This window comes from Agromyces sp. Soil535 (assembly GCF_001428255.1).
In the GTDB taxonomy this organism is placed as follows: domain Bacteria; phylum Actinomycetota; class Actinomycetes; order Actinomycetales; family Microbacteriaceae; genus Agromyces.
On the sequence record NZ_LMRW01000001.1, the window covers coordinates 647,925 to 670,141 of the forward strand.

General features: G+C 69.6%; 23 protein-coding genes. 12 read left to right on the forward strand and 11 right to left on the reverse strand.

The window, feature by feature from the left end; translation table 11 throughout:
• Nucleotides 1–29: 29 nt before the first annotated feature.
• Nucleotides 30–1,025, reverse strand: a complete 996-nt coding sequence (locus ASG80_RS03045; protein ID WP_235508022.1) for a LacI family DNA-binding transcriptional regulator — start codon at nucleotides 1,023–1,025, stop codon at nucleotides 30–32.
• Nucleotides 1,026–1,166: 141 nt separating this feature from the next.
• Between ASG80_RS03045 and ASG80_RS03050 the strand changes: the two genes are divergently transcribed.
• Entirely contained in the window at nucleotides 1,167–2,093 is a 927-nt protein-coding gene (locus ASG80_RS03050) for a sugar phosphate isomerase/epimerase (RefSeq protein ID WP_056728284.1), read from the forward strand.
• 27 nt (nucleotides 2,094–2,120) lie between these two features.
• Nucleotides 2,121–3,293: a Gfo/Idh/MocA family protein gene (locus ASG80_RS03055; RefSeq protein ID WP_056728286.1), complete on the forward strand. Its 1,173-nt coding sequence runs from the start codon at nucleotides 2,121–2,123 to the stop codon at nucleotides 3,291–3,293.
• A 50-nt stretch (nucleotides 3,294–3,343) separates the two neighbouring features.
• Here the strand turns inward: ASG80_RS03055 and ASG80_RS03060 are convergent, their stop codons facing one another.
• From ASG80_RS03060 to ASG80_RS03075, 4 genes are all read right to left on the reverse strand, one after another.
• Nucleotides 3,344–4,012, reverse strand: coding sequence for an arsenate reductase ArsC (locus ASG80_RS03060; RefSeq protein ID WP_056728288.1), 669 nt, complete (start codon nucleotides 4,010–4,012; stop codon nucleotides 3,344–3,346).
• A complete protein-coding gene (locus ASG80_RS03065) occupies nucleotides 4,009–4,431 on the reverse strand; it encodes an arsenate reductase ArsC (RefSeq protein WP_056728523.1) in 423 nt (140 codons plus the stop codon). The genes ASG80_RS03060 and ASG80_RS03065 overlap by 4 nt, the downstream gene beginning before the upstream one ends.
• A gap of 73 nt (nucleotides 4,432–4,504) precedes the next feature.
• Nucleotides 4,505–5,413, reverse strand: coding sequence for a metalloregulator ArsR/SmtB family transcription factor (locus ASG80_RS03070; protein ID WP_082589685.1), 909 nt, complete (start codon nucleotides 5,411–5,413; stop codon nucleotides 4,505–4,507).
• Between the two features lie 39 nt (nucleotides 5,414–5,452).
• Nucleotides 5,453–6,793, reverse strand: coding sequence for an FAD-dependent oxidoreductase (locus ASG80_RS03075; RefSeq protein WP_056728289.1), 1,341 nt, complete (start codon nucleotides 6,791–6,793; stop codon nucleotides 5,453–5,455).
• Nucleotides 6,794–6,879: 86 nt separating this feature from the next.
• On the opposite strand from ASG80_RS03075, the gene ASG80_RS03080 reads away from it, so the two are divergent.
• The 3 genes from ASG80_RS03080 (at nucleotide 6,880) to ASG80_RS03090 (ending at nucleotide 9,133) form a co-directional block, all read left to right on the forward strand.
• Complete coding sequence (locus tag ASG80_RS03080) at nucleotides 6,880–7,251, forward strand: metalloregulator ArsR/SmtB family transcription factor (protein WP_156401616.1); 372 nt, start codon at nucleotides 6,880–6,882, stop codon at nucleotides 7,249–7,251.
• Nucleotides 7,248–8,429 carry an MFS transporter gene (locus ASG80_RS03085; RefSeq protein ID WP_056728290.1) on the forward strand — a complete coding sequence of 394 codons (1,182 nt, stop codon included), beginning with the start codon at nucleotides 7,248–7,250 and terminating at the stop codon, nucleotides 8,427–8,429. Before ASG80_RS03080 ends, ASG80_RS03085 begins: the two co-directional genes overlap by 4 nt.
• Nucleotides 8,430–8,581: 152 nt before the next feature.
• Nucleotides 8,582–9,133 (forward strand): aquaporin, encoded by a 552-nt coding sequence (locus ASG80_RS03090; RefSeq protein ID WP_369816206.1) that lies wholly within the window; start codon nucleotides 8,582–8,584, stop codon nucleotides 9,131–9,133.
• A 30-nt stretch (nucleotides 9,134–9,163) separates the two neighbouring features.
• Here ASG80_RS03090 and ASG80_RS03095 read toward each other — a convergent pair whose 3' ends face one another.
• Nucleotides 9,164–9,469 carry a hypothetical protein gene (locus ASG80_RS03095; RefSeq protein ID WP_056728292.1) on the reverse strand — a complete coding sequence of 102 codons (306 nt, stop codon included), beginning with the start codon at nucleotides 9,467–9,469 and terminating at the stop codon, nucleotides 9,164–9,166.
• 237 nt (nucleotides 9,470–9,706) lie between these two features.
• Nucleotides 9,707–10,399 (reverse strand): TetR/AcrR family transcriptional regulator, encoded by a 693-nt coding sequence (locus tag ASG80_RS03100; RefSeq protein WP_056728295.1) that lies wholly within the window; start codon nucleotides 10,397–10,399, stop codon nucleotides 9,707–9,709.
• A gap of 192 nt (nucleotides 10,400–10,591) precedes the next feature.
• On the opposite strand from ASG80_RS03100, the gene ASG80_RS03105 reads away from it, so the two are divergent.
• The 7 genes from ASG80_RS03105 (at nucleotide 10,592) to ASG80_RS03135 (ending at nucleotide 19,460) form a co-directional block, all read left to right on the forward strand.
• Nucleotides 10,592–12,250: an amidohydrolase gene (locus ASG80_RS03105; RefSeq protein ID WP_056728296.1), complete on the forward strand. Its 1,659-nt coding sequence runs from the start codon at nucleotides 10,592–10,594 to the stop codon at nucleotides 12,248–12,250.
• 14 nt (nucleotides 12,251–12,264) lie between these two features.
• Nucleotides 12,265–13,923, forward strand: coding sequence for an ABC transporter substrate-binding protein (locus tag ASG80_RS03110; RefSeq protein WP_056728301.1), 1,659 nt, complete (start codon nucleotides 12,265–12,267; stop codon nucleotides 13,921–13,923).
• 48 nt (nucleotides 13,924–13,971) lie between these two features.
• Complete coding sequence (locus ASG80_RS03115; RefSeq protein ID WP_056728303.1) at nucleotides 13,972–14,928, forward strand: ABC transporter permease; 957 nt, start codon at nucleotides 13,972–13,974, stop codon at nucleotides 14,926–14,928.
• On the forward strand, nucleotides 14,925–15,785 hold the full coding sequence (locus tag ASG80_RS03120; RefSeq protein WP_056728305.1) for an ABC transporter permease: 861 nt from the start codon (nucleotides 14,925–14,927) through the stop codon (nucleotides 15,783–15,785). The genes ASG80_RS03115 and ASG80_RS03120 overlap by 4 nt, the downstream gene beginning before the upstream one ends.
• A complete protein-coding gene (locus ASG80_RS03125; RefSeq protein WP_056728307.1) occupies nucleotides 15,782–17,500 on the forward strand; it encodes an ABC transporter ATP-binding protein in 1,719 nt (572 codons plus the stop codon). The genes ASG80_RS03120 and ASG80_RS03125 overlap by 4 nt, the downstream gene beginning before the upstream one ends.
• Nucleotides 17,497–18,960, forward strand: coding sequence for an FAD-binding oxidoreductase (locus ASG80_RS03130; RefSeq protein WP_056728308.1), 1,464 nt, complete (start codon nucleotides 17,497–17,499; stop codon nucleotides 18,958–18,960). The genes ASG80_RS03125 and ASG80_RS03130 overlap by 4 nt, the downstream gene beginning before the upstream one ends.
• 92 nt (nucleotides 18,961–19,052) lie before the next feature.
• Complete coding sequence (locus ASG80_RS03135) at nucleotides 19,053–19,460, forward strand: hypothetical protein (protein WP_056728309.1); 408 nt, start codon at nucleotides 19,053–19,055, stop codon at nucleotides 19,458–19,460.
• 62 nt (nucleotides 19,461–19,522) lie between these two features.
• Here ASG80_RS03135 and ASG80_RS03140 read toward each other — a convergent pair whose 3' ends face one another.
• The 4 genes from ASG80_RS03140 to ASG80_RS03150 form a co-directional block, all read right to left on the reverse strand.
• On the reverse strand, nucleotides 19,523–20,425 hold the full coding sequence (locus ASG80_RS03140) for a Ku protein (protein ID WP_056728310.1): 903 nt from the start codon (nucleotides 20,423–20,425) through the stop codon (nucleotides 19,523–19,525).
• Between the two features lie 99 nt (nucleotides 20,426–20,524).
• Nucleotides 20,525–20,779: a hypothetical protein gene (locus tag ASG80_RS03145; RefSeq protein WP_056728311.1), complete on the reverse strand. Its 255-nt coding sequence runs from the start codon at nucleotides 20,777–20,779 to the stop codon at nucleotides 20,525–20,527.
• 42 nt (nucleotides 20,780–20,821) lie between these two features.
• Entirely contained in the window at nucleotides 20,822–20,986 is a 165-nt protein-coding gene (locus ASG80_RS23985) for a hypothetical protein (RefSeq protein ID WP_164470554.1), read from the reverse strand.
• A 246-nt stretch (nucleotides 20,987–21,232) separates the two neighbouring features.
• Nucleotides 21,233–22,138, reverse strand: coding sequence for a helix-turn-helix transcriptional regulator (locus tag ASG80_RS03150; RefSeq protein ID WP_056728313.1), 906 nt, complete (start codon nucleotides 22,136–22,138; stop codon nucleotides 21,233–21,235).
• Between the last annotated feature and the right edge of the window lie 79 nt (nucleotides 22,139–22,217).

Genomic DNA, 22,217 nt, shown 5'->3' on the forward strand with positions numbered 1-22,217 from the left:
CAGGGGCGTCGGCGGCTCGCCCGTCGTCTTCACCGCGCCGGACCGACCGGGCCGGTGCTCCCTCGAATCACCAGCGACGGCATCGACGAGTGCGTGATCGGCTGGGCAGCGGGCTCGGCAAGTCGTCGCATGGCGGTGATCGCCGCGTTCCGGCCGAGGCTCTGGCTGTGGATGTCGACCGTCGTGAGTGCAGTTCCAGGAGCCCGGCTGACCGAGCTGTTGTCGTAGCCGATGACCGAGACATCCCGCCCTGCACTGAGGCCCCGGACTGCGAGCGCGTCGAGCACTCCGAGCGCGGCCTGGTCGTTGTGCGCGAACACGGCCGTCGGGGCGTCGGCGCTGTCGAGCACCACGCCCGCGTCCAGTGCCGCCGTCGCGCGGGCGTACGTGGTGGTGACGACGCGCTCGAGCAGTCCCGCATCGCGCATCGCATCGATGTAGCCCCGTCGGCGGTCGAGGTAGCCGTCCGACGGAGGGTTCGCGAGGAAGACGATCCGGCGATGCCCCAGTCCGATCAGGTGCTCGATCGCGAGACGGGCGCCGAAGTGATTGTCCGACCAGACGCTGTCGACTCCCGGAACGAGGCGCGCGACGCTCACCAGGGGCACGCGCCCGGCCGTCTCGCGCACGTCGGCGTTGCTGAGTTGGACGCCCGTGGCGATGATCACGTCCACACGACTCTGCTCCAGGGTCTGCAACGACACCGCGTCGCGGCGCCCGTCGATGGTTCCGACTGCGAGCACGAGGTGCTTGCCGTCCGCCTCGGCGATCTCGCGGACGCCGTCGTAGACATCGGCGAAGAGGTCGTTGTGCAGGTCCTGCAGGAACACGCCGAACGTGTTGCCGCCCCTGCCTGCGAGCCGGGCGGCGATCTGGTTCGGTGTGTAGTTCAGCCGCCGGCCGGCGTCGAGGATCCGGTGTCGCGTCGCGGCACTGACCCCAGGCGCACCCCGATACGCCAGGGAGACCAGGGAGCGGGACACGCCCGCCTCCCGGGCCACGTCCTCCATCGTCACTCGCTCCACCCGGCCGACCTCCCCGTCCCGCTCTGACAGTACCCCTGCGGTCGCTCCCCGCCAGCCGATGACCTTGTGTTTGACTTTACAAACTGGAGCGCTCTAGATTACCGTTTGTTCTATCAATCTTTCAAGGCGGAAGGAGCAACGGTGCTCGAGACCGAGAACGACAGCGCACCTCGAGTGGGGATCGCCCCGGATTCCTGGGGTGTCTGGAACGCGAGCGATGAGGCGCAGCCCGCACCGGCGCAGTACCTCCGCGAGGTTCAGGAGGCGGGCTACCACTGGACCGAGCTCGGTCCATTCGGCTACCTCGGCACGGACCCCATGCGGCTGCGAGACGACCTCGCCCGACACGACCTCGCGCTGTCCGGCGGCACCGTGTTCACGAATCTGCACCGTGGCCCCGCCGAAGTGGAGACCGCGTGGGCCGACGTCCGGGAGGTCGCGCACGTCGTCCGCGAACTCGGCGGGGAGCACGTCATCGTCATCCCGGGCATGTGGGAGCGGGGTGACGACGGCGCCGTCCAGGGCGAGCGCACGTTCAGCGCCGAGGAATGGACGCCGTTCCTCGCCGGACACGATGAGATCGGACGTCGACTGGTCGAGGAGTTCGGGCTCCGCCAGCAGTTCCACTCGCATGCCGAGAGCCCGATCGGGTCGTACCGTGAGGTGGTTCGCCTCCTCGAGGGCACCGACGCCCGATACACCAACCTCTGCCTCGACACGGGGCACCTCGCGTACTACTGGGGCGACAGCGTGCGTCTCATCCGCGAGTTCCCGAGCAGGATCGGATACCTGCACCTCAAGCAGGTGGAGCCCGACCTGCTCGCGGACGTGCTCAAGAACGAGATCTCGTTCGCCGACGCAGTCAAGCAGGGCGTCATGGTCGAGCCGCCGCTCGGCGTTCCCGAGTACGGGCCGGTGCTGACCGAGGCCGCCGCAGCGAATCCCGGCATCTTCGCGATCATCGAGCAGGACATGTACCCGGTCGGGGATTTCAGCCGGCCGCTTCCGATCGCTCGGCGCACCCGCGAGTACATCGAGGGCTGCGGCGCTCCAGCCCGTTTCCACTGAAGCCATCCAACTCATCGAGGAGCAGTCATGACCAAGCCCATCAAGGTCGGCATCATCGGTGCCGGCATGGCCGGCCAGGCGCACGCGTTCGGGTACCGCAACGCGATGATGGCCGTGAGTTCGAGACTCGAGGTCGAGCTCGACACGATCGCCGATCCGAACCTCCTGCTCGCCGAATCCGTCGCCGCCCGCTACGGGTTCAGTTCGGCCATCGCCGATGTCGACGCGCTCATCGCGAGCGACGTCGACGTCATCAGCGTGACGCTCCCGAACTTCCTGCACGCCGAGGTCCTCCCGAAGGTCATCGCGTCGGGCAAGCACGTCTTCGCGGAGAAGCCGATCGGGCGCACTCCGGCTGAGGCCGGGCAACTCCAGGCGCTCGCCGAGCGCTCCTCCGCCGTCACCGGCGTGGGGTTCTCGTTCCGAAGGCTTCCCGGCCTCGCCGCGCTTGCGGCAGCCGTGGCGGACGGCGCGATCGGCACGGTCCACACGGTCCGGGGTTGGTACCACGCGGACTACGCGGTCGATCCCTCCGGCGCGCTGTCATGGCGCTACTCGCAGGAGCAGGCCGGTGGCGGCGCGCTCCTGGACATCGGCGCGCACGCCATCGACGCCGTGCACTTCGTGGCCGGCCGCATCACCGAAGTCACCAACGCCACACTTCGGACGTTCATCACCGAGCGACCGCTGCCCGGCAGGGGCGCCATCGGTCACGGCGCTTCGGCGCCCGAGGAGCATGGCCCGGTCACGAACGACGACGTCGCCCTGCTCTCCGTGGTGCTCGAGTCCGGCGCCGTCGGACAGATCTCGCTGAGCCGGATCGCCGCGGGCACGCCGAACTCGCTGGGCGTCGAGGTCTACGGGTCGGAGGGCAGCGCGTCGTTCGACTCGATCTCCGCGGGCGAGTTCCACCTGTTCCAGACGGCTTCAGCGGATGCCGCGTACAACGGTCCCCGCAGGATCTTCACGGGCCCCGCCCACCCGTACTTCACCGACGTGGCGGCCATGCCGGGCGCCGGCGTCGGCACCGGCTACGCAGAGGCGTTCACCGCGGAGATCCAGGAGTTCCTGCGCTCGGTCGGCACCGGCACGACGATGGACACGAACTTCGCCACGGCGACCGAGATGATGAACGTGGTCGGAGCAGCGCTCGAATCGAGTCGCACCGGCCGGAGCGTGACCGTCGACTCCGTGGCCTGAGCCACCGAACCGAAGACGGGGCGCCGCGGTGTGCGGCGGCCCGTTCTCGCTCACGGCTCCCTGCTCTCGATTCCGAGGTCGGCGAGCAGGTCGCGCACGTGCTCGATGATCTCGTCGCGGATGTCTCGGACCTCGTGAATGGACTGATCCGCGGGATCCGCCAATGCCCAGTCCAGGTATCGCTTTCCCGGGTAGACCGGGCATGCGTCACCGCAGCCCATCGTGATCACGACGTCAGCCGCTTGCACGACGTCGTCCGTCAGTGGCTTGGGGAACTCGTGCGTGACGTCGACGTCCATCTCCAGGAGTGCGAGGACGACGGCCGAGTTCAATTCGGATGCCGGCGACGACCCGGCGGACCGGACGTGCACGAGTGAGCCGCCCATCACGGCGGTCAGGGCCGCGGCCATCTGGGAGCGCCCCGAGTTCTGTTCGCAGACGAAGAGCACTTCGGGCACGTCGTGCGGCAGCTCGCCCTTCGCCTGCGCAAGTGCGGTCAGCCGATCCGTCGCGAACCGGATGGTCGCCTGCTCGAGGTGCGCCCGGACGCGAGCGGTGCGCAGCAGGTCGGTGTACGACTCGAGGACGTAGCGTTCGACGGTCTCGACCGCGAATATCCCGTCGAATCGAACGGCGAGGTCGTCGGCGAGCCTGCGAAGGTGCTCCTCGGGAAAGGCCAGGCCGGGCAGCGCCCGTCGACCATCGAACACGTCGGTCATGATGTGGCCTCGACCTCCTCATGAAGGATCTCTGCGAGCAACTGCTCGATGCGCAGCTTGATCTCGTCGCGGATGGGTCGGACGGCCTCGATACCCTGACCGGCCGGGTCGGCGAGCTCCCAATCCTCGTACCGCTTGCCGGGGAAGATGGGGCAGGCGTCACCGCAGCCCATGGTGATCACGACGTCGGACTCCTTGACCGCGTCCACGGTGAGCAGCTTCGGCGTGTTGCCGGCGATGTCGATGCCCTCCTCGGCCATCGCCTGCACCGCGACCGGGTTGATCTGGTCCTTCGGCTCCGAGCCCGCAGACAACACCTCCACGCGGTCACCGCCGAGCGCCTTGAGGTATCCGGCGGCCATCTGGGACCGGCCGGCGTTGTGCACGCACACGAAGAGCACGGTGGGCTTGTCGGTCATGAGTTGCTCCATGACTCAAATGATAGACCATGATCTATCAATCGTCGAGGCCGATCGTGCGAGCCGAGGCGCGCTACGCGCGGAGCGTTCGGTCGGATTGCAGCTCTTCGAGGAGGTCGCGGACGCGAGCCTCGATGTCGTCGCGGATGCGGCGGACCTCGCTGAGGGGCTTGCCCACCGGGTCGTCGAGTTCCCAATCGAGGTACCTGCGACCGGGGTAGACCGGGCAGGCGTCGCCACAACCCATGGTGATGACCACGTCAGCGGCGCGCACGACCTCGTCGGTCAAGGGCTTCGGGTACTCGCCCGCGACCGGGACGCCGATCTCGTCGAGGGCGGTGACGATCGAGCTGCGCAGCTGACCGGCGGGCTCCGACCCCGCGGTGCGGACGTGGACGCGACTGCCGGCGAGGTGCCGGAGGATCGCCGACGCCATCTGCGATCGGCCGGCGTTCTGCACGCAGACGAACAACACCTCGGGAACCGCGGATGCCGCGTGGGCGGCGTCGTGGGCGAGTGCGTCGAGCCGGTCGGCTGCGAAACGCGCGGCCATGGATGGCAGGTAGCGCTCGGCGCCGGGTCGTGCCGCGAGGAGGTCGTGGCTCTCGTGGACGTAGCGCTCGACCGTCTCCTTGCTGAAGATGCCGCGATAGCGGTCGCTCAGGTCGCGAGCCACCCGCTCGATGACCGCGTCGTCCGATTCGGGGCGGTCCTGTCGGCCGAGCATCTCGCCGACGCGGTCCGCGTACTCGGGTGCGAGCGAGTACCAGGCCTTGCGTCCTTCGGGGGTCCGTTCCACCAGTCCCTCATCGAGCAGGGCCCTCATGTGGTGGCTCACCGTCGGCTGACGCAGTCCGAGCTCGGCGGCCATCCACCCGACCCGGATCCGTCCGTCGGGGCTCTCGAGCATCCGCTGCAGGATTCTGGCGCGAGTCGGATCGGCGAGCACCCGGAGCCGGGCAGTCTCTCCTGCGACATCCATAGACCGAAGTCTATGCGGCCTGGAGTCGCCCAGCGCCGTTCAGCAGCAACCGGATGCGCCGGTGTCGCTCGTGCCGCAGGAGCCATCGGCGGCAAGGCTCGTCGAGCACACCCCGGTGGCCGGGAGGACGAGTTCGACCTGGGTCGCGGCCGCGAGGTCGCCGGCCAGCCAGGCCGTGATCGACCGCACCTGCTCATAGCCGGTCGCGAGCAGGAACGTGGGGGCGCGACCGTAGCTCTTCATGCCGGCGAGGAAGAATCCGGGCTCGGGGTGCCGGAGCTCGGCGAACCCGTGCGGTTCCACGGTGCCGCAGGTGTGCACGTTCGGATCGATCAGCGGCGCGAGACGTCTCGGGGCCTCGACGATCTCGTCGAGTTCGAGGCGGATCTCGCGGAGCATGTCGAGGTTCGGGCGGAAGCCGGTGGCGTTGACGACGAGGTCGGTGTCGTGTTCGACGAGCTCGCCGTTGCGAGCTCCGAAGAGTCGCACGCCGCTGTCGGTGCGGCCCAGGCGGACGATCTCGAATCGGTCGACCACGGCGACGCGGCCCGACGCGACGAGCGCATCGACCCTACGGCCGATGGTCGCGCGCGCGACCAGTTCATCGTCCTCGGACGTGGTGACGCGGACCGCGCTCGCGTTCCGGATGAGCCAGGTGATCCGGGTACCCGGTTCCTGCTCGGCCAGCTCGGCGAGGGCGAGGAGCGTGTTCGCGGCGGAGTGCCCGGCCCCGACGACCGTCGTGTGCGTTCCGGCGAAGGTCGCGCGATCCCGGCCGAGGACGTCGGGGAGGGCGTGGCTGACGCGATCTGCGACGTCGGGGAGCCCGAGCGGTTCCAGGCCGCTCGACGCGAGGCTGTTCGGTCGATCGTAGGTTCCGGAGGCATCGATGACCGCGCGGGCGGTGAGCTCCTCGACGCCATCGTCGGTGCGAGCGCGCAGCAGGAACGGCGTCGACGAGCGGCGGGCCGTGCGGGTGCGGTCCATGCCCTGTCGGGTGACCGCGTCGATCACGACGCCCGTGCGGATCCGTGATGCGATCTGCTCGAGCCGCGCCAGCGGCTCGAGGTACCGCTCGACGAGCTCGGCTCCGGTCGGGAGTCGCTCAGGGGACGGCAGCTGCCATCCGGTCGCTTCGAGCAGTCGCCGCGAGGCGGGGTCGACGACGTGCCTCCACGGCGAGAACAGCCGCGTGTGGCCCCACTGGCGGATGCTGCTCGCGACCTCGTCACCCGACTCGTACACCACGAAGTCGATTCCGCGTTCGACGAGGTTCGCCGCCGCGGCAAGTCCCACCGGACCGGCGCCGATGATCGCGACGGGCAGGGTGTCGAGGCTGCGCCGCTGCAGGCTCGGCACGGTGAGATCGATCAGCGTCACGGGTGCGCCTCCAAGGCATCGATGAACTTCGATATTGAGTGTGGCGACTATATCGAAGTTTGTCAATATTGGGTTAGCATGGCCACATGAGCAGGACGCTGCTGCAGATCACGGACGTCACCGACACCACCGACGCCGTCTGCTGCACACCGCTGACCCGCGAGACGATCGACGCCGATCGCGCCGTGGATCTGGCTCGAAAGCTCAAGGCGCTCGCGGATCCCACGCGACTTCGACTCGTATCGATCGTCGCCGCCTCCGAGGGGGAGGAAGCGTGCGTGTGCGACCTGATCGAACCCGTCGGGCTCAGCCAGCCCACGGTGTCGCACCACTTGCGCATCCTGATGGAGGCGGGCTTCCTCAGCCGCAGCAAGCGCGGCACGTGGGCGTACTACAAGCTCGTGCCGGGCGCGCTCGGCCAGCTGTCGCAACTGCTCGACGTCACCGCGGCACGGTGACTGCGCCGCTGACGCGCGCCGAGGGCCGTCTCGGCATCCGTCTGGCCGCACTCTCGCTCGGCCAAGTCGTCAGCTGGGGCATCCTCTACTACGCGTTGATCGTGGCCGCGCCGGCCATCTCCGCAGAGACCGGGTGGTCGATCGCAGAGGTCACGCTCGCCTTCTCGCTCGGCCTGATCGTCTCGGCCGCATGCGGCATCCTCGTGGGCCGCTGGCTCGACCACCGCGGCCCACGCCTCGTCATGACCCTCGGCGCGCTCACCGGCACGCTCGGACTCCTCGTCGTCAGCGTGGCGCCGAACCTCCTCGTCTTCGCCCTCGGCTGGGTGATCTGCGGCGCGGCCCAGTCCGCCGTCCTCTACCAGGCGGCCTTCACCGTCATCGCACGGCGGCACGGGGAACGCCGCCGCAGCGCGATGACCGTCCTCACCCTCGCCGGAGGGCTCGCTTCGACGGTGTTCGCGCCGATCGTCGCGGGCCTGCTCCAGGTCATGGACTGGCGGGCCGCGTTCGTCACCCTCGCCGCCATCTTCCTCACCGCGACGCTGCCCCTGCACTGGTGCTTCCTCGAGCGCAGCTGGGCACCGCGCCCGCCGCCGGCGCACGACGAGCAGGTCCACACGGTGAGCTCCGTCATCCGCACACGCCGATTCTGGATGCTCGAGGGCTCGATGATCGCGCTGACGGCGGCACTGCTCAGCGTCACCCTCTCGGTCATCCCCCTGTACATGGAGAAGGGCTTCACCTACGAACTCGCCGCCTGGGCGCTCGGGCTCCTCGGCGCCGGACAGGTCATCGGCCGATTGCTGTACGTCGTCGTCCCGCACGGGGGAGCGCCGTGGAAGCCGCTGGCCGTCACGTCGAGCCTGGCAGTGCTGCTGCTCGGCCTCATGGCCGTCGTGCCCGGCCCGCCATGGCTGCTGATCCTCGTCGGCGTGGGGGCCGGCGCCGTGCGCGGAGCCCAGACCCTGGTGCAGGGCTCCGCCGTGGCCGACCGGTGGGGCACCCGGAACTACGGCTCGATCAACGGCGTCTTCGCCGCACCCATCACGGTGGTCGGCGCGCTCGGTCCTGCACTCGGCCCGGTGCTCGCCGGCGTTGCAGGCGGGTACGGCGCGATGGCGCTGGTGATGGCGGGTGTCGCGGTGCTCGCGCTGATCGGAGCCTCCTTCTCCTGATCGTCGCTGCTCACGCGCCAACCATTCCGCCCCGACGCTTCACACGAGCGCAGCACACCGCGTGATCGGCGAGCTGCTCGGCAGCGCCCTCCTCGGCGGTCGTCGTCGGCTCCGGCATTGCCGCACAGCGGCTCTCACCGACCGACACCGGCCTGCAGCTCCTCGCGAACGCGCTCGCCACGGCACTCGGGCTGACCGTGCTCATCCTGGTCCTCGCTCCCGTCTCCGGGGCTCACTTCAACCCGGTCGTCTCCGTCGTGGATGCGGCATTCGGCCACCGGCCGTGGTCGGAGGTCGCTCGTTACCTCCCAGCGCAGGTGATCGGATGCATCGCCGGAGCGATGCTCGCCAACGTCATGTTCGACGCGCCGGCCGTCGAGTGGAGCACCACCGATCGGATGAGCGGACCGCACTTCCTCGCCGAGGTCATCGCCACGGCAGGCCTCATCCTCGTCGTCTTCAGCCTCGCCCGAACGAACCGATCGGCTCTCGCTGCGCCTGCCGTCGGCGCGTACATCGGGGCCGCCTGCTTCTTCACCAGCTCGACGAGCTTCGCGAACCCCGCCATCACGATCGGCAGGATGTTCACCGACACGTTCGCCGGGATCGCACCGAGTTCCTCCCTCGGATACATCGCCGCCCAGGTGCTGGGTGCGGCGATCGGGCTGGCCCTCATCCGCTCCCTCTTTCCGGTCGCGCGCTGAAGACCTGAGTCACCGTACGAGTTCCGCGGCTTACTGGTGCGGTATGTCGGGTTCGAGCAGCCCAGGGTTGACGAGCAGCTCGGACACGATCATCGGAGCTGTGGCGTTCAGGCGCCTCAGCAGCGATTGCTGCACTCGTGCGCGGTCGGCGGCGGAGAGCTCCTTCTGTGCGCGGAGATGTGGATGGCAGGCCAGCACGGTGGCAAGGTGCTGGATCGCGCCGTACACATCAGCCGGCTGAAGGCCGAGCCGGCGGAAATGCTCGATCGTGCGTTCAGGTATGGGCAGGTGCCTCTGGGCGTTGGCGATGACAGCGATGTCATGGTCCGAGATCATGACGCGGAGCGCCCTTCTCTGATCTGGGCGCTGCTGGGAGTGACGTCGCGTCGGTGCCTTCCAAAGGCGCGGCGCGGTGGCCGGTGGTGCATGGGCGGGGTTCTCCTCGGTGTTGCTCGGTCCCCCTACCGATGATCTGACAACGTTGTCATAGATACTTTTACGACAGGTTCTCGGCGCGGTCAAGTCGGCTGTGCCAGACGTCCCGCAATTCGTGGACGCGCTCTCACCCAGGCGTCAGCGGGATGCCGAGGCGGTGCGCTCCGCCGACTCGATGACCGATTCGACGCCGAGCATGAACAGGTACCGGTCGTCGAGGGCGCGCAGCCTGAGGCGGAGTGCGGCGATGAGCGGATGCTGCGCCGGGTCCACCAGCAGCGGGCTCTCGATCCACGGACTGGCGCCCGACGCCTCCGTGCCGCGCTCGTTGCGACTGTGCGCGATGGCCGCCGCGTTCGCCAGTACGTGGGACGCCATGAGCGCGTAGTGGTGCGCGAGGTCGTCGCCCTCGAGTCCGGCGCGCGAGAACGCGTCGAGCATGAACTCGATGACGTCGAGCTCACGCGGCCCGCCCGTGGTGAGCACGACCGCCTCGACGCCGATCGCGGGGTACGTCTCGAACAGGTCGAGCGTGGCGACCGCCAGCTGGGTGAGCCCGGCCTTCCAGTCGTCGGGCGACGCGTCGACCCGGTCCAGGCTCATGCCGATCACCTCGTCGAGCAGGGAGCGCATGAGCTCGTCCTTGCCGCGGAAGTGACGGTAGATCGCCGTCGGGTCGGCGCCGAGCTCGGCGCCGAGGTCCCGTACCGAGACGGACGCGACGCCCGGCTGTGCGGCGAGCTTCAGCCCGGCGGCCACGATCGTGTCGTGGTCGAGCCTCGTCTTGGCGCCGCCGCGGCGGGCGGATGCGGATCGCGTTGCAGTCGTCATCGGTGTCGCTTCCGATCGTGTCAGGGCCCATGCTGCCACGCCCGCAACCCCCTCTGGCATGCGCCTGTCGCGGGCGTGGCGCTCTCCCAGCATAACGAATTGGGAAACGGTGTTGTCAACACTGTTGACATCGCTGTTGAGTCGAACTACAGTCGCCTCGTCCGACCCGTTCAAAGAGGAAGCGAGGGCGACGTGCCCGCAGACCTGCTCTTCACCGGTGGCGCCGTGTTCACCGGCTCCGGCCATCCGCTCTCCGGCCATGCCGTCGCCGTCACCGGCGGACGCATCACGGCGGTCGTGCCCGAGGCCGAGGCGGCAGCGCATATCGACGAGCGCACCCGCGTCGTGCAGCTCTATGGCGCACTGCTCAGCCCCGGCTTCCAGGACGCGCACGTGCACCCGGTGGGTGCCGGCGTCGAGCTCCTCCAGTGCAACCTCACGGAGGCCACGGATGCCTCCGACACGGTCGCCAGGGTCCGCGCATACGCCGAGGCGAACCCCGACGAGCCCTGGATCCTCGGCGGCGGCTGGTCGATGGACCACTACCCGGGCGGCGCGCCGCTGCGCGGACTGCTCGACGCGGCGGTGCCGGATCGCCCGGTGCTCCTGCTCAGCCGCGACCACCACAGCGCCTGGGCGAACACCGCCGCGATCCGGCTCGCCGGGATCGACGCGTCGACGCCCGACCCCGTCGACGGGCGCATCGAGCGCGAGGCCGACGGCACCCCCGCCGGAACGTTCCACGAGGGTGCGAGCGACCTGTTCAGCGCCGTGCGGCCGGCCGTCGACGCCGACCTCGCCTACGCGGGCCTGCTGCGCGCACAGCGCGAGCTGCTCGCGCTCGGGATCACGGGCTGGCAGGACGCGATGGTCGGCAGCGCGGTCGCCGGGATCCCCGACCCACTGCAGGCGTACCGCCGGGCACTCGACGAGGGCGAGCTCGTGGTGCACGTGGTCGGCGCCCAGTGGTGGGAACGCGGCCGCGGCATCGAGCAGGTCGACGAGATGACCGCACGACGCGACACGATCGCGGAGCTCGGTCGCGAGGATCGGCTGTCGCTCGGCACGACGAAGATCATGGTCGACGGCGTCGCCGAGAACCAGACCGCCGCCATGCTCACCCCGTACCGCGACGTCCACGGCCACGACACGCACAACCACGGGCTCTCGTTCGTCGACCCGACGCTCCTGCGGGACTACGTGACCGCCCTCGACGCCGCCGGCTTCCAGGTGCACTTCCACGCCCTGGGCGACCGGGCCGTGCGCGAGGCACTCGACGCCCTCGACGTCGCCCGGGCAGCGAACGGCGCGACCGACGGTCGGCATCACCTGGCCCACCTGCAGGTCGTCGAGGAGGCCGAGACGGCGCGCTTCGCCGGGCTCGGCGCCGTCGCCAACATCCAGGCTCTCTGGGCATGCCACGAGGACCAGATCGACGAGCTGACCCTGCCGTTCCTGCAGGACGGCGCGGAGGCACGGCAATACCCGTTCGGCGACCTCGTGCGGCACGGCGCCCGGCTCGCCGCCGGCAGCGACTGGCCCGTCTCGAGCGCCGACCCCATGGATGCGATCCACATCGCCGTGAACCGCGTCGCGCCCGGCGTCGACGCGGATCCCCTGGGCGGTGCGCACCAGCGCATCGACCTCGTCACCGCCATGGCGGCCTACACGTCGGGCACCGCCTACGTGAACCACCGCGACCACGACACCGGGCACGTGCGCGAGGGGTACCTCGCGAACCTCGTCGTGCTCGACCCCGACCCGTTCTCGGTGCCCGCCGAGGAGATCCACCGCTCGACGGTGGTCTCCACGTGGGTCGAGGGCGAGCTCGTCCACCCCCGTAACGACTGACCAGAGGAGCCACCATGTCCAACCCCCGAACCCGGACCGACCGTCCTCGTGCGGCGCGACGTTTCGCGGCCGTCGTCGCCGGAAGCCTCGGCGCCGCGCTCGCCCTGTCCGGATGCACCCCGCCCGCACCCGAGGCGGCCCAGGTCGACTACGAGCTCACGGCGCAGACCGATGCACCCTCGGGTGATATCGACTCGTTCTCGTGGGTGAGCTACGCCGAGCCGTACTCGCTCGACTACGCCTACGCGTTCGACTACTCCGACAACCAGGTGCTCGCGAACGTCTGCGAGTCGCTGCTGCGGCTCAACCCCGACTACACCCTCTCGCCGGGCCTGGCGGAGTCGTTCGACCACCCGACACCCGAGGCCTGGGTCTACACGATCCGCGACGGTGTGACCTTCCACGACGGCACCGCGCTGACGGCGGCCGATGTCGTCGCGTCGATGAACCGTCACCTCGACCCCGAGGTGGGCTCGTCGTGGTACTCCGTCTACCAGAACGTGGAGTCGATCGAGCAGACCGGCGACCGTGAGGTCACCGTCACCGAGAAGTCCGCCGACTCGCAGTTCAACCTCGCGATGGGCGGCTCGGCCGGCGTCATCGAGTCGGCGGCCACGCTCGCCGAGAAGGGTGCCGACTACGGCAACTCCACGGGCGGCGTGAACTGCACCGGCCCGTTCAGCTTCGGCGAGTGGAAGTCGGGCGAGAGCATCACGCTCGAGCGCTACGACGACTATTGGGACCCCGAGCTGAAGGCCAAATCCGGCGAAGTGGAGTTCGTCTTCATGAACGACCCGAACGCGCGGGTCAACGCGCTGAAGTCGGGCGACGTCGACGGCGGGTGGATGCTCCCGTCCGAGGGAATCGCGCAGCTCAAGTCGGCCGGCACCGGCGACGTGTACTTCGGCCTGGACACCGCGGTCTCGAGCCTCATCGTGTCGAACCTCGAGGGCCCCCTCGGTGACGAGCGCGTACGGAAGGCCCTGCTCATGGCGCTCGACCGCGACGGCATCGTCGAAGCGGCATCGAAGGGCTACGGCGAGGTCACGAACGCGCTCACGACCGAGTCGGTCTGGGTCGGCGCCAGCGAGAAGGGACTCTCCGAGGCGTTCGACGGCCTCGAGGAGTACCCGTACGACATCGAAGCGGCCAAGAAGCTGATCGAGGACGCCGGGGCGACCGGCGAGGAGATCGTGCTCGCGACCGCGCCGATCAGCAGCGACTTCGCGGTCATCTCCCAGGCGACCGCAGCGGCGGCCGAGGCGATCGGCCTGAAGGCGACGATCCAGACCGTCACGCCGAACGCATACACGGCCCTGTTCTCCGACCCGACCGCACGCGAGGGCGTCGACCTGTTCTACACGGTCTGGTACCTGTCGAGCCCCGACCCGCTCGAGATGTACAGCGTGCTGCGCACTGGCGAGTTCAGCAACTACGGCGGCTGGAGCAACCCGGAGTTCGACCAGGTCGTGAACGAGGCGATCGCGATCGACGACGCCGCAGCCCGTTCCGAGAAGACCGCCGAGGCCCAGCGCATCGCGAACGAGGAACTGCCGTGGCTGCCGCTCTCGACCGGACCCATGTCCGTGTTCCTCGGTGAGCGCATCTCGGGCGTCGCACCGTCGATCGCCTTCCTGTACTACCCCTGGGCGGCCACAATTGGTGCACGCTAGCGGCAACAGGCGGCGTTCGAACCACCTCGGCGGAACGGCGGTCGCATCGTGACCACGTTCCGCCGGGTGGCGGGCAAGCTCGGCGCCCTCCTGCTCACGCTGTTCCTCGCATCAGTCCTCGTCTTCTTCTCGCGCTTCCTGGTGCCGGGGGACCCGATCAGCTTCCTGCTGCGCGGGCGCAAGCCCAGCCCCGAGGCGGTCGCCCAGGTCACCGCCCAGTACGGGCTCGACCTCCCGCCGTGGCAGCAGTACCTCAACTGGCTCGCGGGGATCCTGCACGGGGACTTCGGCCGTTCGCTCCAGTTCCGGCAGGACGTCTCGGTCGTCATCGGCGAGCGCCTGCCCGTGACGCTCGGGCTCGTCATCATGGCGGGCACGATGATCGCGGTCGTCGGCCTGATCGCCGGTGCGATCGCCGCCCTGAACCGTGGACGCGTGCTCGACCGGGCCGTGCTCGTCGGGCTCACGGTGCTCGGCGCGATCCCCTCGTTCGTCGGCTCGATCGTGCTCATCGCGGTGTTCGCGGTGCAGCTCGGCTGGTTCCCGTCGTTCGGCTCGGGTGAGGGGTTCTGGGACACCGTGTACCACCTGGTGCTTCCCTCGATCGCGCTCGCGATCGTGTTCGTCGTGCTCATCGGCAAGGTGACGAGGTCGTCCATGGTCGACCAGCTCGGCCGCGAGCACGTCGAAGTGGCGACCAGCCGTGGGCTCACCCGCGGCACGATCATCCGCCGCCACGTCTTCCGCAATGCGATCGGGCCGATCCTCACCGTGAGCGGCCTGCTCGTCGCCGGCCTCCTCGTGGCGAGCTCGATCGTCGAGGCCGCATTCGGGCTCGCCGGCATCGGCTCGCTCCTCGTGCAGTCGGTCGACCGTCTCGACTTCCCGGTCGTACAGGCGATCGTGCTGCTCATCGTGAGCGCGTTCGTCGTCGTGAACGCGATCATCGACATCCTCGAACCCTGGATCGACCCGCGATCCGCTGCAGGAGCTGGTGCCCGATGACCACCCCGACGATGGCCGTCAAGGTCCTGCGCGCACCCCGCGTCCGCCGCGGGAACATCTCGTTCAACCTCAGCCTCGCCGTATTGGCCGTGATGACGCTCGCCGCGGTCTTCGCCCCCCTCATCGCGCCGTACGATCCTGATGCGGTGGATTTTGCGGCGATCTACTCGGGGCCGACTCCGGCGCACTGGCTCGGCACCGACGCGCTGGGGCGCGACACCCTGAGCCGCATGATCTTCGGCGCTCGTACCGCGCTGCTCGGGCCGTTGCTCGTGGTCGTCTCATCGACGATCGTCGGCATCCTGCTCGGCCTCCTCGCCGGATGGCGGGGCGGGTGGATCGACTCGGTGCTCGGCCGGATCTTCGACGTGATCTTCGCGTTCCCGGCCCTCCTCATCGCGATCATGGCGGTCGCGCTCTTCGGCAAGGGCCTCGTGGCACCGGTCATCGCCATGAGCATCGCGTACGCGCCGTTCGTGGCACGCCTCACCCGCACGCTCGTCGCCTCCGAGCGGAGCCGGCCCTACGTCGCGGCCTACCGGGTGCAGGGATTCTCGGGCGGGTGGATCGCGCTCCGTCGGGTCCTGCCGAACGTGACGCCCATCGTCGGCGCGCAGTCGACGCTGAACTTCGGCTACGTCCTCGCCGAGCTCGCGGCTCTCTCGTTCCTCGGCCTCGGCGTGCAGGCGCCGACCGCCGACTGGGGCGCGATGATCAACGAGGCCCAAGCGGGGCTCATGGGCGGCTACTTCCTTCCCGCGATCGTTCCCGCCATGGCGGTCGTGATCGTCGTCGTCGCCGTGAACGTGATCGGCGAAGAACTCTCAGACCGCATCGGAGGAGGGATCCCCGCATGACGCTCCTCGACATCTCCCGCTACACGCTCGACCTGCCCGACGGCACGCGCCTCCTCGACGGGGTGTCGCTCTCGGTTGCCGCGGGCGAGACCGTCGGCCTGGTCGGCGAGTCGGGCTCCGGCAAGTCGCTCACCGCCCGGTCGGTGATCGGGCTCCAGCCCCGTGGCGCCACGACCACCGGCTCCGTGCGGCTCGACGGGCGCGAGGTGCTCGGCGCCCCGGTCGGCGACCTGCTCACGCTCCGGCGCTCGAGCGCCGGCATGGTCTTCCAGGACCCGAGGGCGGGCATCAACCCCGTGCGCACCATCGGCGACCACCTCACCGAGACGCTGCGGCTCGTCGAGCGCAGGTCGGCGGCCGATGCCGAAGCACGCGCGATCGAGCTGTTGCGCGCCGTGCGGCTGCCACGCCCCGAGGACCACCTGCGGCAGTACCCGCACGAGCTGTCGGGCGGCATGCTGCAGCGGGTGATGATCGCCGGCGCACTCACGAGCTCGCCACGGCTCCTCATCTGCGACGAGCCGACCACGGCGCTCGACGTCACGACCCAGGCCGAGATCATCGCGGTGCTCGGAGAGCAGCGCGCGACCCGGGGCATGGGCATGCTCTTCATCACCCACGACCTCAACCTCGCCGCGTCGATCTGCGGCCGCGTCTACGTGATGAACGCCGGCCGCATCGAGGAGGAGGGCGACGCGCGCCAGGTGTTCCGCGACCCGCAGGCTCCGTACACGAGGCGGCTCGTGGCGGCCACGCCGACGATCGCGGTCGCGCAGCCGGCGGCGGCGGGCACGGCGGCGGATGCCACGACGGATGTCGCCGCGGATGCCGCGCCGGCGCCGCATCCGCCCGTCGACACGGCGCCGCACGTCGACCTGTCCCCGCCCGTCGACCTCATGCTCGACGTGCGCTCTCTCTCGAAGACCTACCGCATGCACGGCAAGCCACCGGTGCACGCGGTGGTGGACGCGACGATCGAGATCGCCCGTGGCGGCGCGCTCGCCGTGGTCGGCGAGTCGGGGTCGGGCAAGTCCACGCTCGCGCGCATGATCGTGGGGCTCGAGGCCGCCGACGCGGGGGACATCCTCGTGGACGGCGCCGCCCGCACCGGCGTGCCGCGCAGCCGGGCGGAGCGCCTCGCCCACTCGCGCTCGGTGCAGATGGTCTTCCAGGACCCGTACCTCTCGCTCGACCCGCGCATCCCGGCGGGACGTGCCATCGAGGACGCGTTGCGGCTGCACTCGACCCTCAGCACCCGCGACGCACGGACGCGGGTGCTCGACCTGCTCGAGCAGGTGGGGCTGGGCGAACGGCACGCGCCCGCCCGCCCGCGCACCCTCTCGGGCGGGCAGCGGCAGCGCGTGGCGATCGCCCGCGCGCTCGCCATCGAGCCCGACGTGCTCGTGATGGACGAGGCCACGAGCGCGCTCGACGTCTCGGTCCAGGCGCAGGTGCTCGACCTCGTCGCGCGCATCCGCCGGGAGCGGGGACTCACCGTGCTGTTCATCAGCCACGACCTCGCCGTGGTGCGCCGGGTGTGCGAGCAGACCGTCGTGATGCGCAACGGCGAGATCGTGGAGCGCGGCGCGACCGCTGCGCTGCTCGAGCAGCCGCAGCATCCGTACACCCGACTGCTCCTCGACTCCGTGCCGAGGCCCGACTGGGACCTCGACGCACTCGCCGCCATCGATCGCACCGAAGGAATCCCCGCATGACCGCCACCACCATCGACGCGTCGGAGCGCCGAGCCGCGCGCACCACCGTGTTCGAGCGTTCGCAGCCGAGCCCCGCCGCGATCGCCCATTCGTTGGGCGGCACCTCTGCGGCGCCGTTCTGGCTCGACGACGTGCGCGACCGGCGCGTCGACCACGCGCCGCTCCAAGGTGATGTCGACGCCGACCTCGTGATCGTGGGCGGCGGGTACACCGGCCTCTGGACTGCGCTTCGCGCCATCGAGCGCCAGCCGGGCATCCGGGTGGTACTCCTCGAGGCGGAGACCGTGGGCTGGGCGGCATCAGGTCGGAACGGCGGGTTCTGCGAGGCGAGCCTCACGCACGGCGACGAGAACGGCCGCTCGCGCTGGCCCGACGAGATGGACACGCTCACGCGGCTCGGGCTTCAGAACCTCGACGACATCGAGGCGACCGTGCGTCGGTACCGCATGGACGTCGACTTCGAGCGAACAGGCATCCTGTCGGTGGCGGTCGAACCGCACCAAGTCCCGTGGATCGCAGGCCCCGACGACGAGGACGGACATGATGTCTTCCTTGACGAGTCGGCCGTGCGCTCCGAGATCGCCTCGCCCACCTACCTCGCGGGCCGGTGGGACCGTCGCACGAACGCGATCCTGCATCCCGCGAAGCTGGCCCTCGAGCTCGCCCGCGTCATCGTGGAGGCCGGCGTGGTCGTGCACGAGCACACGGCGGTGCGCCGCGTCGACGACGCCGGGTCGCGTGTCGAGGTCGTCACCGACCGCGGCGTGGTCCGCGCCGACCGCGCCGTGCTCGCGACGAACGTGTTCCGGTCGCTGCTCCGGCGGAACAGGTTCATGACCGTGCCGGTATACGATTACGTGCTCATGACCGAGCCGCTCGGCGACGAGCGCCTGGCGGAGCTCGGGTGGCGGAACCGCCAGGGCGTGAGCGACCTGGCGAACCAGTTCCACTACTACCGGCTGAGCGCCGACGGCCGCATCCTCTTCGGCGGCTACGAGGCCGTGTACCACGCCGGCCGCCGGGTGCGCGCCGAGTACGAGGAGCGCCCGGCCACGTTCGAGCGGCTCGCGAGCCACTTCCTCACGACCTTCCCGCAGCTCGAGGGGGTGCGGTTCACGCACCGCTGGGCGGGAGCGATCGACGCGAGCACGCGGTTCTGCGCCTTCTACGGCCGAGCTCGCGACGGCAAGGTGGCGTACGCGTCGGGCTTCACCGGTCTCGGCGTCGGCGCGGCGCGCTTCGCGGGCGACGTCATGCTCGACCTGCTCGACGGCCAGGAGACCGAGCGCACGTTGCTCGCCATGGTCGAGGACCGGCCCTGGCCGTTCCCGCCCGAGCCGGCGGCGTCGATCGGCATCAACCTGACCCGCTGGTCGCTCGACCGTGCCGACCACCGGCAGGGGCGGCGCAACCTGCTGCTGAAGACACTCGACGGCCTCGGGCTCGGGTTCGACTCGTAGCCCGGGCCGCGGCGAGCGCGTGTCGGAGGGTCGTCGCTAGGCTGGGGGCATCCACGACCAAAACCAAGGGGAAACCGACCATGCAACGAATCATGACGTCCACTGCCCTCGTTTTCGCCGGCGCGCTGCTGCTCGCGGGCTGCGCGGCGGGAGGCGCAACCGCCACGCCGAGCGCCGACCCGTGCGAGGCGGTGCAGAGCGAGGTGCGCGACATCTCGAACGGCGCGCAGAACGCGCTCGCAGCGGGAGGCGACCCGGCTGAGGTGCAGTCGACGCTCGAGGACTACAGCACCCGTGTCTCCGAGCTCGGCGAGACGACCGACGATGCGGTGAGCACCGAGCTCGAGGCGCTCGCAGGGGCGCTCGACGACGCGGCGGAGTTCGCAGCGACGCTGCCCACCGACCCCGAGGCCGAGGTCGACGCCGACGCGGTCGCCGAGCACCAGACGGCGATCCAGGACGCCGCAACCTCGGCCAGCGAGGCCTGCACCGCAGAGTAGCCCCGGCTCCACAGCACCTGAGCGGCGCGCGGCATCCGATCAGCGGATGTCGCGCGCCGTCGTCATGAGGCGGCGGTCTTCTTCGCGGGGGCCTTCGTCTTCGCGCCCTCGCTCGAGCCCGGGCCGGCCTTCGCGGCGCCCGAGCCCGACTTCGTGCCCGCCTTCGCGGCATCCGCCCCGCCGCGCTTCGACGCGATCGACTGGCGCAGCGCCTCCATGAGGTCGATGACCTCACCGCCCTCCTCCTCCTCGGGCTGCTCGCCGAAGGTCGCGGCCGTGTCGATTGCGTCGCCCTGCTCGAGCTTGGCCTTGATGAGGGTGCGCAGCTCCTGCTGGTACTCGTCGACGAACTGCTCGGGCTCGAAGTCCGACACGAGGCTCTCGACGAGCTGCTTCGAGAGGTCGAGCTCCTTGGAGGAGATCTTCACGGGCTCGTCGAGCGAGGGGAACTCGGCGGCGCGCACCTCGTCGCTCCAGAGCAGCGTCTGGACCACGAGCACGTCGCCGTGCACGCGGAGCGCGGCCAGCCGTGTCTTCTGCCGCAGCGCCATCTGCACGATCGCCGTGCGGTCGGTCGACTCCAGCGTGCGCCGCAGCAGCACGTACGCCTTGTTCGACGCGGAGTCGGGCTCGAGGTAGTAGCTCCGGTCGAACATGATCGGGTCGATCTGCTCGTTCGGCACGAACTCGATCACCTCGATCTCGCGGCTGCGCTCGGCGGGCAACGACTTCAGGTCCTCGTCGGTGATGATCACCGTGCGCTCGCCGTCGTCGTAGGCCTTGTCGATGTTCTTGTAGTCGACGACCTTGCCGTCGATCTCGCAGACGCGTTGGTATCGGATGCGCCCGCCGTCCTCGTCGTGCACCTGATGCAGGGACACGTCGTGATCCTCGGTGGCGCTGTACAACTTGACGGGCACATTGACCAAGCCGAATGTGACCGCCCCCTTCCAGACGGCTCGCATCACACCAGTACACACCCGCGGATGCCGCGAGCGGTACCCCTTGCGGCATCCGTCCCGTTCACGCCACCGTCAAGCTTCCGGGTCTTCTGCACTCAGAGTTCAGTGCTCGTCTGAGCGGTCCCGTGTCTCATCGGTATAGCTGGGCCTGTGCCAGTGCAAGGCCTTCGCATCTTTCCACCGCTGACCGCGTTCGGCGGCTGCAGCGTCGTCCCCGTCGCGCTCGAGCGCCCCACCCTCGGAGTCCCACTCGGCATCGGTGACGTCATCGACCTTGTCCTCTACTGCATCGACGACTCGGTCGGTCACGTTCTTCGTGCCCTGAGCGGCCTTCTTGATGCTCTCTCCTGCGGTCATGATGACCTTCTCTCCACAACGCGGCCGGACGGGGCGGCCGCCTCAGTGCCGGGCGTCCACGGCACGCTGCCGAACGACTCCGAAAACGAGAGTGCCGATGAAGAGAACGATCCCGATCACACCAAGCCAGAGAAGGCCTTCAAAGACGAACCCAACGATCGACAACACCGCCCAGATCACCAGCAAGATGACGATCACCGCCCACATACCCTCAGAATACGCTGTTGCACCGTTGCACCGTTGAACGAGTGGGACGGGAATGTGGTTCGTCCTGGGCTTCTTAGAGGCTCCGGATTGCCGACTGGGCGGTGGCCGGTTGGGTGTTGCAGTCGTGGTAGGCGGCTTCGTGCTCGGCGGGTGGGATCATGCCGATCTCGCCGTGCAGGCGCCGGCTGTTGAACCAATCGAAGTACTCCGCAGTCGCCAGCTCTAGATCATCCCCACCAGTGCGGCTCAAACCCCGTCCGTCGCCTCCGTGGCAACGGGTGACGTGCGGGCGACGTGATCGTCGGTCGCGGCCCAGTTGGCGAGCAGTTGCAGCCCGTCGTGCGAGGCCGACCCGGGTTCGGCGGTGTACGCGAGGAAGAGCAGTCCGCGCTCCGACGACAGCTCCATGGCCTCGTAGTTCAACTGGAGGTCGCCGACGACGGGATGGTGGATGCGCTTGAGTCCGGTGCGGTGCTCGCGGACGTCGTGCGACGCCCACAACCTGCGGAACGCGTCGCTGCGGGTGGAGAGTTCGCCGACGAGGTCGCTGAGGGAGCGGTCGTACGGAGCGCGTCCCGCCTCGGTGCGCAGCAGCGCCACGGTCTGCTGCGCTGCGTCCTCCCAGTCGAGGTAGAAGTCCTTCGCGCGGGGGTCGAGGAACAGGAAGCGGCCGAAGTTCGCGGGCCGCTGCGGCTGGATGTACATCTCCGAGAAGAGCGCCATGCCGAGCCGGTTCGAGGCGATGATGTCGAGGCGCCCGTTCTGCACGATCGCGGGCACATGGGTCATCGCGTCGAGCAATTGCTGCACGCCGGGCCGAAGCTGCTTCTTCGGCGATGACCTCCGACGCTGCTGGGGCCGGATGCCCTCGTTGGCCGCCCGGACGAGGTCGTGGAGGTGCGTGCGCTCGGCGTCGTCGAGCTGGAGCGCGCGGCTGATGCCCTCGAGCACCGCCTCGGAGACCCCGATGGCATTGCCGCGTTCGAAGCGGACGTAGTACTCGACGCTCATGCCGGCGAGCAACGCGACCTCCTCGCGGCGCAGGCCGGGCACGCGGCGACGACCGCCGAAGTTCGGCAGCCCCGCCTGATCGGGCGTGAGCCTGGCCCGCCGAGTGGTCAGGAACTCACGGATGTCGCGCTGAGTGTCCATGCCTCGACCCTACGACCGCGCGAGCAGGGTGAGGGGGTCCCTGCCATTAACCGTATAGAGCGGGTCTGCCTCGCCCCCG